The following is an 8216-nucleotide window of genomic DNA, read 5'->3' as shown; positions in this document are numbered from 1 at the left end:
TGAACGCGTGCTGATCGCCCCACCGGACCTGCGCATCGCAGACCCACAGGTCGCGCGCGACATCTATCACGGCCAGTTCCTGCTTGCGGGCCAGCTTGTCGAGACGCGCGGTCAGTCGCCCTTCCGCGCCCCCATCAGCGACCTCCCCTGGCAGGACGCTCTGCACAGTTTTCGCTGGCTGCGCCACATGCGCGCCGCCCAGAGCGACCTCGCCTCGGCCAATGCCCGAGCTTTGGTGGAAGAATGGATGGCGCTCTACGGCAGGCGCGTCTACGGCATGCCGTGGGAGCCGGGCACCACCGCCCGGCGCCTCATCGCATGGCTTCAGCATTCCTCCGTCGTGCTGCAGGGCGCCGAGCTTCCGTTCTATCGCCAGTTCCTGAAAATGCTCGCCGTGCAGATGCGCTATCTGCGCACAAACGCCCGCGACATACCCGATGGCGAAGACCGGCTGCGCGCCCGCATCGCGCTGGCATTCTGCGCCCTGTCGCTGCCGGCACCCGCCACAGCGGTCAAGGCCGCCAGCCGCAATCTCGCCCAGGAACTCGACCGGCAGATACTCACCGACGGCGGCCATGTCTCGCGCAATCCGCGCGCAATCATGGAACTTCTGACCGACCTTCTGCCGCTCAGGCAGACCTACACCAATCAGGCGGAGCAGCCCCCGCAGGCACTCATCGACGCTGTCGAGCGCATGCTGCCGGCACTGCGCTTCTTCCGTCACCGCGATGGCTCCATCGCCCGTTTCAACGGCATGGGCATCACCCAGCACGACAGCGTCGCCGCCATCCTGCGCTACGACGATACCGGTGGCGCGCCGCTCCTGCACGCACCGCATTCAGGCTATGAGCGTCTGGCGCTGGGCGCCACCACGGTCATCGCGGACACGGCGCCGCCACCACCGGCCGACCTTTCCCATTTCGCCCATGCGGGCTGTCTCTCATTCGAGATGTCTTCGGGCCGCCACCAGTTTGTGGTCAACAGCGGCATCGACAATTACGGCGACGACAGCTATCGACCGCTTGCGCGCACCACGGCGGCACACTCCACCGTCACGCTCAACGACACGTCGCAGGCCCGCTTCAGCCTCTCCCCGAAATGGAGCAACCTGATCGGCACGCCGTTGATCGGCGGACCCCGCAAGGTCGAATGCCGGCGCGACGATGGCGCGGGCGTTCACCGCTTCACCGCCAGCCACAATGGCTATGTCTCGCGGTTCGGCCTGATACATGAGCGCGCCCTCTCCCTTTCCGAAGAAGGCGCGGTGCTTGAAGGCATCGACCGTATCGTCCGGCCCGACGGATCTCCTTCAACGGCAGTCGGCGACGATGCGGTGGCCGTGCGCTTCCACATCCATCCCGACATCGATATCTACCGCGACCCCGAAGGCCGCCACATTCTGGCGGGCGAGGCCACCGACACCTGGCTCTTCACTGTCGAGGGCATCATTCCCGTGGTTGAGGAATCGATCTTCTTCGCGGGCCTTGGCGGCCCCCGCAGGAGCCGCCAGATCGTTCTCTACACCACGGCCTCCGAGTATCCCGAGATCCGATGGCGGCTCCGCAGGACACACGCCATCAACGGCAACAGCTAGATCAGCCCAGATTGGCGTGGTGCGTGGTTCGACAAGCTCACCATGAGGAGCGGGGATGCTGCTTCAAGGGTGCTGCGGACTGGGTCGACAATCCGTGGGGCGGGTTTGCCAGCCACCACCACCCTCATGGTGAGCTTGTCGAACCACGCACCACGTCAATGCTGCAAAGCCTGCTCAAACACCCCACATGATCAGGCCAGATCAAAGCCCGGCAAACGCCACGATCTCGTCGACAATCGCCTCGTGAACTGCCGCCCGATCGGTCCCTTCGGGATCGTCACAAACCGGGTCGTCCTTTTCCGCGGCGAGCATCGCTGCCCCTTCCGCCTTGCACTCCGCAAGGAAGGTGAAATGATGCGCCGGCGCGATTGTCTTCAGCACCGCAGACGGCAGCTTTTCGGCCAGGTCGCTCCCGTCCTGCCCCACATCCGCAGCCTTGAACAGATGGGTCCGACCGAGATTGATGAGCAGCACCGGCATTTCGGTCCGGGCGATGCTTTCCGGCGTCGCCGCATAGGTCATGCCGGGGTCGATGGCGATTGCCTGTCCGATGCGATCATCGCGCAGCGCCGCGCCGAACCCTTCGGGAAGCGCCTCGAGATCGACGCCTCCCTTGGCGAAGAACACGCAGTCCTGACCTTCGTCCCCGATCCATGCGCAATAGGCAGCATAGGCATCACGGTCGAAGCGCAGCCCGGCAAGGTTCAGCGCCGTGGCGCCGCCGAGCGAAAAGCCAAGCGCGGTAATGCGCGAACGATCCACGTGATCGGCAAACGCAGGCTCATCGAGCAGCGCGTCGAGTGCAGCGCTCAAATCGGCGGCCCGCTCATCGAGCCGCAGTGAACGGCGCGGAGAAGAATCGCCCGACGTGCTGCCGGGATGGTTGACCGCCAGCACCATCGCGCCGCGCATCGCCAGCGCCGAGGAAAGCCAGGAGATGGCATCCATGTTGCCGCCAGAGCCATGCGAGAGCACGAAGAGCGGAAAACGCCCCTCCGCCACCGCGGCACCGACATAGGCCGAAGAGCCCTGAAAAACGGCATTGTCGCCCACCAGTCCGCGATAGGTCGGCGTACCCGCCCGATACCACACCGAGGCAGCCAGAACCGATGGGCGGTGATCCGCCTTCACCGTCAGCCGGTCATATCCGGCATAGGGTTCAGCCATGGCTACGCCCGTCAGGCCCATGCCGATAAGAAAAGCAGAAAGCAGTTTTTTCATATCCGTCATCCTTTCATCTGGATGACGCCAATCTGCTCAACCCGCGTTCTGCCCGCGTCCTAAAACCGGTTTCAGGTCGCACCGAACCGGTTTTCGCACGATAGGTTTCCGCGGATGTTGCCACCGTCTCGTGGCGATGCCACAACCCAGACTCTTGCAGGAAACATGCAGACGCCATCCATGCTGGTCCTTCCCATTCCAATGATCATCGCACTCGTCCTCGGTGCATTCCTGATCCGGATCGCCATTTCCGGCGAGCGCCCGCCATTTCTGATGGCGCTGCTTGCCGCCTGCGCGCTGCAAAGCCTCATCGTTTCGCTGCGCCAGCATTATGGCATCGGCGCACTTCTGCCCCTTCAGCCCATCACTGCCACTTTCGTGCCGCCGCTCACCTGGCTCGCTTTCCAGACGGCCTCGTTCCGGCCATTCTCATCGCCACGCGATCTCGTGCACTTGGCAGCACCTGCCTTCGCAGCTTTCTGCGTCGTCTTCGCGCCGGGTACGCTCGATACGGTGGTACCGGCCATCTTCGTTCTCTATGGGCTCGCCATTCTGGTGAAGCTGCACCGCAGCGGCGATGATCTGCCTCTGGCACGGCTTGAGGCCGGACGCCTGCCAGCCCGAATCTGGGGTGGCATCGGTCTCGCCCTCATCCTGTCGGCGCTCAGCGACGCGCTCATTGCGCTTGCCATCATGACCGGCCAGACCGGGCTGCCGCCAGTCATTGTCAGCGTCTTTTCGTCGGCAGCACTGCTTGCCATCGGATTGCTCAGCATTTCACCCAATGCCATGGGTGAGACGGAGGCGGAATCCCCGCCGCAAAGTCCCCACCCCAGCGAGGAAGATGCCCATCTCGTCCAGCGGCTCGATGCGCTCCTTCAGACCGACACACTCTATCTCGATCCCGCACTCACCCTTGCACGGCTTGCCCGGCGATTGCATGTACCGGCGAAGCAACTCTCCTCCGCCATCAATCTGGTCAATGGCGAAAACGTTTCGCGCTACATCAACCGGCACCGCATCCACCACGCCTGCCGCGCACTTGAAGATGGCGCCAATGTCACCGAAGCCATGCTTTCGAGCGGCTTCAACACCAAATCCAATTTCAACCGCGAGTTCCGGCGCATCACCGGCACAACGCCGCGCGAATGGCGGCCGGAAGCCGGCAATCAGAGGTAGCTGCGCATCACCGAGCCGATTGCGAAAGCCGCAAAGGCCAGCAGGATCACACCGGAAATGCGCGACACCCACCGCGACAGGCTTTCAGGCAACCGCGCGCGCGCCAGCGCCACGCCACTGCTCAGAATGAACCACCATAGAAGCGAGCCGAGAAAGACACCGGTCACCACGACCAGCGCATCGGCGGGGTGCGGCGTGTCCGCCAGCCCGAGACCGGCAAACATGGCCGCAAAGGCCAGAATGGTCATCGGATTGGTGATTGTCAGGAAGAACGTGGCAGCGGCGGTTCCGAAGAGATCGCTTGCCCGTGCCTCGGCAGCCGCCCGCAAAGGTGCCGGCGAAAAGCTCTTCCATCCGAGCCACGCCAGAAACGCGCCGCCGACAAGCTTGAGCGGCACGTCGACCACCGCAAGGGCCGCCGCAAACGCTGCAAAACCGATGGCCGCCAGCGCCGCATAGACGGCATCCGCCAGTGCCGTGCCCAGACCGCCGGCGACCCCGGCCCACAGCCCGTGCTCCAGCGTCCTGTTCACGCACAATGCGCCGATCGGCCCGAGCGGCGCCGCCACCGCCAGCCCAAGCAGCAGGCTTTTGCCGAAGAGCAGCGCGTCCAATCGTCAGCCCTTCTCGACCGGCGCGAAGGACCCTGGCTCCACCGTCGACAGGGCGACGACGGACTCGCTGCGGGCCAGAAAGCCATGTTTCTTCATGTCTTCCAGCACGCTTTCCACATCGGCGAGCGAAGGCACCCGCGCCTTGATCAGATAGGACCACGGTCCCGTCACGTGGTGGCATTCCTCCACCGCCTTGTGGGCCGCGGCAAACACCCGAAATGCCTCTTCATTGACATTCTGCACCAGCGACACCCAGATGAAGACGAGCACCGGGCAGCCCAGCGCCGCCGGATCGGCATCCACCGTGAACCGCCGGATAACACCGCTGGCTGAAAGCCGGCGAATACGCTCATTGACCGCGGATGCGGAAAGCCCCACCACGCCACCGATATCAGCCAGAGAACGGCGGGCATCCTCGGCCAGAAGGGTCACGATTTTATGGTCGATTTGATCCATGACAGTCTTCCTGCAAATCCATTCACAGGAGAATTTGCAGAAGAAAGTCAGTAAGTCAATAAAATATGCGGTAGAAATATAGAATCGCCGCAAAAATTAGCAAAACGCTTCTTGATGCACATTCGGGCTCCCTGATTGCCACAGGCGGCCGCTCTTGTCGAGTAAGCCAGTTGCCATGCGCGATATGAGACCATTGCCCCCACCGGCGGTTCGACTGGTGCTGCCTCAACGCTCCCGGCGGAACCAGAAGGCATCATCGATCCGTCCCATCCCGATGCGTTCGTAAAAGCCCACCGCTTCCGGCACAGACGCCAGCATGAGGCCAACGTCAGGGCCAAGCTGGCGACGTGTCTCGTCAATCAGGCCCTGGCCGATCCCCAGCCCCTGCGCTTTTGAGGAGACGGCAAGATCGGAAAGGTAGGCGCACCAGGAAAAGTCGGTCACGGAGCGGGCAACACCCACCAGCGGTCTACCCTCCACATTGCGGCGCGCCGTCACGATGAGACCGGCGCCGGTGATCATGCGCCGAAGCCGCGCTTCATCATCAATCGGGCGGATCGCGCCCAGCCCGGACTCACGCAGCACCCGGCCAAACTCGACGGCTTCAAGGTCCGGCTCACAGGCATAAAGGATTTCAGGTTTCTCGCTCATGCTTGGCACCAATGCCCTTTTGCGCGGCCGATGCAAGCCTGTTTCGTCGCCAAAAGCGGCAATAGCCTGCCGCCAAGCTTGATTTGCATCCCGCCTGCCGGTACGTCCCCCACATCCATCCCCAAAGCCGGAGCCGCCTCGCATGTCCGTTGCCGCCAAGAACATTCCCGCACCCGATCTCGTTCCCGTCCGCCGTGCGCTTCTGTCGGTCTCCGACAAGAGCGGCATCGTCGATTTTGCCCGCGCGCTCTCGGGCCGCAATGTCGAGATCGTCTCCACCGGCGGCACGTCCAAAACACTCTCCGGCGAAGGCATCGCCGTGCGCGACGTTTCGGAGTTGACCGGCTTTCCCGAGATCATGGACGGGCGCGTGAAGACGCTGCATCCGGGCGTCCATGGCGGCCTGCTCGGCATTCGTGATGATGCGGACCATGCGAGCGCGATGAAAGAGCATGACATCGCGCCCATCGACCTTCTGGTCATCAATCTCTACCCGTTCGAAGAGGTGCGTTTCGGCGGTGGCGATTATGCAACCACGGTCGAGAACATAGACATTGGCGGTCCGGCCATGCTGCGCGCGGCAGCCAAGAACCACGCCTATGTGGCCGTGGTCACGGAGCCGGCCGACTATGCCCGTATCGTCGAGGCGCTTGCCGAAAACGATGGCGCCCTGCCCCATCGTCTGCGTCAGGAACTCGCAGCCAAGGCCTTCGCCCGCACCGCAGCCTATGACGCGGCCATCTCCGGCTGGTTCGCTGAAACGCTCAAGGTCGACGCACCGGATTTCCGCGCCGTTGGCGGCAGGCTCCAGGAAGTGATGCGTTATGGCGAAAACCCGCACCAGAAGGCAGGTTTCTACGTCACCGGCGAAAGCCGCCCCGGCGTCGCCACCGCGACCCAGCTTCAGGGCAAACAGCTCTCCTACAACAACATCAACGACACGGACGCCGCCTTCGAACTCGTCTCCGAGTTCTCGCCGGAGCGCTCCGCCGCCGTCGCCATCATCAAGCACGCCAATCCGTGTGGCGTGGCCGAGGGCGCGACGCTGCGCGAAGCCTATGAAAAGGCGCTCGCCTGCGACCCCGTCTCCGCGTTCGGCGGCATCGTGGCGCTCAACCGCCCGCTCGACGCGGAAGCGGCCACCGAAATCGTCAAGATCTTCACCGAGGTCATCATCGCGCCCGACGCGACCGAAGAGGCCCGCGCCATCGTTGCAGCCAAGAAGAACCTGCGCCTGCTCGTCACCGGCGGACTTGCCGACCCGCGCGCGCCTGGCCTTGCCGTCAAGACCGTTGCCGGCGGCCTGCTCGTCCAGTCGCGCGACAATGGCGTTGTCGACGATCTCGATCTCAAGGTCGTGACCAAACGCGCGCCGAGCGAGAAGGAAATGGCCGATCTCGTCTTCGCCTTCCGCATCGCCAAGCATGTAAAGTCGAACGCCATCGTCTACGTTCGCGACGGCGCGACCGTGGGCGTCGGTGCCGGCCAGATGAGCCGCGTCGATTCCGCCCGCATTGCCGCCCGCAAGGCCGAAGACGCAGCCGAAGCTGCCGGCAACGCCGAGCCGCTGACCAAGGGATCCGTCGTCGCCTCCGACGCCTTCTTCCCCTTCGCCGACGGGCTTCTCTCCGCCGTTGAAGCCGGCGCCACCGCCGTCATTCAGCCGGGCGGCTCCATGCGCGACGACGAGGTCATCGCCGCCGCCGACGAGCATGGCATCGCCATGGTCATGACCGGCATGCGCCACTTCCGTCACTGACGAAAGCGCTTCGAAGCATCAGGAGCTGCCGCCTCCTGATGCCGGCTCTTCACGAAGGGCAGAAGCACCAGCCCGATGAGGAACAGAACAAGGATCGGCGTCACGCCGAGCCGCTGCGCGTCTTCGATCGAAAAGTCGAAAGCCCCCGAGGCGAAATACCCGGTGGCGATTGCGATAGCGAACGGCCCGATAAAGGTCGTCGCCTTGCCGGAAAGCGCGTAGAGCCCGAAGGCTTCCGTCACCCGCTCGCGCGATACCTGATCCACCAGCAGCGTGCGCGACGCCGCCTGTATCGACCCGCCCGCAGCGCCGATGAAAGCCCCTGCCACGAAGAAGGCAATGTCCGGGAGGCTGCTTGCCCCAGCCCCGCTGATCGGCATGAAAAGAAGCTCCTCACGCGTGGTGGAAATCACCAGCAGCGCGCACAGCGTGAGCATCAGGATGGACACGCTCACCACCAGCTTCGGCCCGAAGCGCCTGTCCATCCGCCCGCCGAGCCATGCGCCGAGTGCGCCGGTCACATTGGCCAGAATCCCGAACAGCCCGATCTGCGTGATCGACCAGGAAAGCACGCCCGCCGCATAGATACCGCCAAAGGCATAGAGCGCGTTGAGCGCATCGCGGTAGAACATGGACGACAGAAGAAAGCTGAAATAGCTGCGCTCGCCCGGCAGACGTTTCAGCGTGGCGCCGAGACGCGTCAGCCCTTCGCGGATCGCCCCCGTCGCCGCCCTGCGGCGCG

At 64.0% G+C, this 8216-nt stretch carries 9 protein-coding genes; 4 read left to right on the top strand and 5 right to left on the bottom strand.

Annotation, left to right across the window (positions count from 1 at the left end; translation table 11 throughout):
* Positions 1 to 1594: heparinase II/III family protein (locus JCM21793_RS21900; protein WP_025031725.1), on the top strand; the 1594-nt coding region annotated here is incomplete at its 5' end.
* A gap of 23 nt (positions 1595 to 1617) precedes the next feature.
* Positions 1618 to 1785 (top strand): hypothetical protein, encoded by a 168-nt coding sequence (locus JCM21793_RS29390; protein WP_155983514.1) that lies wholly within the window; start codon positions 1618 to 1620, stop codon positions 1783 to 1785.
* 10 nt (positions 1786 to 1795) lie between these two features.
* Here JCM21793_RS29390 and JCM21793_RS21895 read toward each other — a convergent pair whose 3' ends face one another.
* Positions 1796 to 2815: an alpha/beta hydrolase family protein gene (locus tag JCM21793_RS21895; RefSeq protein ID WP_025031724.1), complete on the bottom strand. Its 1020-nt coding sequence runs from the start codon at positions 2813 to 2815 to the stop codon at positions 1796 to 1798.
* Between the two features lie 165 nt (positions 2816 to 2980).
* Between JCM21793_RS21895 and JCM21793_RS21890 the strand changes: the two genes are divergently transcribed.
* Positions 2981 to 3994 (top strand): helix-turn-helix domain-containing protein, encoded by a 1014-nt coding sequence (locus tag JCM21793_RS21890; protein ID WP_244439961.1) that lies wholly within the window; start codon positions 2981 to 2983, stop codon positions 3992 to 3994.
* Here the strand turns inward: JCM21793_RS21890 and JCM21793_RS21885 are convergent.
* From JCM21793_RS21885 to JCM21793_RS21875, 3 genes are all read right to left on the bottom strand, one after another.
* Positions 3985 to 4608: a LysE family translocator gene (locus tag JCM21793_RS21885; RefSeq protein ID WP_036541425.1), complete on the bottom strand. Its 624-nt coding sequence runs from the start codon at positions 4606 to 4608 to the stop codon at positions 3985 to 3987. The two genes, JCM21793_RS21890 and JCM21793_RS21885, sit on opposite strands and share 10 nt — an antisense overlap.
* Before the next feature lie 3 nt (positions 4609 to 4611).
* A complete protein-coding gene (locus tag JCM21793_RS21880) occupies positions 4612 to 5064 on the bottom strand; it encodes an Lrp/AsnC family transcriptional regulator (protein ID WP_007008348.1) in 453 nt (150 codons plus the stop codon).
* 225 nt (positions 5065 to 5289) lie between these two features.
* Positions 5290 to 5715 carry a GNAT family N-acetyltransferase gene (locus JCM21793_RS21875; protein WP_025031721.1) on the bottom strand — a complete coding sequence of 142 codons (426 nt, stop codon included), beginning with the start codon at positions 5713 to 5715 and terminating at the stop codon, positions 5290 to 5292.
* A 142-nt stretch (positions 5716 to 5857) separates the two neighbouring features.
* Here JCM21793_RS21875 and purH point away from each other — a divergent pair, with 142 nt between their 5' ends.
* A complete protein-coding gene (purH, locus tag JCM21793_RS21870) occupies positions 5858 to 7474 on the top strand; it encodes a bifunctional phosphoribosylaminoimidazolecarboxamide formyltransferase/IMP cyclohydrolase (RefSeq protein ID WP_025031720.1) in 1617 nt (538 codons plus the stop codon).
* Here purH and JCM21793_RS21865 read toward each other — a convergent pair.
* Positions 7468 to 8216: MFS transporter (locus JCM21793_RS21865; RefSeq protein WP_025031719.1), on the bottom strand; the 749-nt coding region annotated here is incomplete at its 5' end. The genes purH and JCM21793_RS21865 overlap by 7 nt on opposite strands.

The sequence above is a fragment of the Nitratireductor aquibiodomus NL21 = JCM 21793 genome, assembly GCF_000615975.1.
GTDB lineage: Bacteria > Pseudomonadota > Alphaproteobacteria > Rhizobiales > Rhizobiaceae > Nitratireductor > Nitratireductor aquibiodomus.
The sequence above is the reverse complement of the archived record's forward strand: the minus strand, read 5'-3'. Positions and strand labels throughout refer to the sequence as shown.